1 protein-coding gene is annotated in these 542 nt (G+C 72.3%); it reads left to right on the top strand.

The features are described 5' to 3' along the window. Positions 1-542 (top strand): xanthine dehydrogenase family protein subunit M (locus GVL03_RS23120; protein WP_373683854.1); only part of this gene is annotated, 542 nt, incomplete at both ends.

Here is a 542-nt window from a genome sequence, read left to right as displayed (position 1 = left end):
GGCCAAGGCATGAAACCCTTCAGCTACGAACGCGTCACGTCGCCCGCGCAGGCCGCGGCCGCGGTCGCCGCCCAGCCGGGCGCCAAGTTCATCGCCGGCGGCACCAACCTGCTGGACCTGATGAAGCTGCAGATCGAGGCACCCGCCCATCTGGTCGACGTCAACGGCATCGGCATGGACACCGTGGAGCCCACGCCGCAGGGCGGCCTGCGCATCGGCGCCCTGGTGCGCAACAGCGACCTGGCCGCCCACCCGCGCGTGCGGCGCGACTACGGCGTGCTCACGCGGGCCCTGGTGGCGGGCGCCTCGGGCCAGCTGCGCAACATGGCCACCACCGGCGGCAACCTGCTGCAGCGCACGCGCTGCCCCTATTTCTACGATACCAACACGCCCTGCAACAAGCGCCAGCCGGGCAGCGGCTGCTCTGCCCTCGGCGGCTTCAGCCGGCAGCTCGCGGTGATCGGCGGCAGCGCGGAGTGCATCGCCACCCACCCGAGCGACATGGCGGTGGCGATGCGCGTGCTCGACGCCTCGGTGGAGAC

The sequence above is a fragment of the Microbacterium sp. 18062 genome (genome assembly GCF_902706225.1).
Taxonomy (GTDB): Bacteria; Actinomycetota; Actinomycetes; order Actinomycetales; family Microbacteriaceae; genus Microbacterium.
Note: the sequence above shows the minus strand (reverse complement) of the source record. Positions and strands in the feature narration are given on the sequence as shown.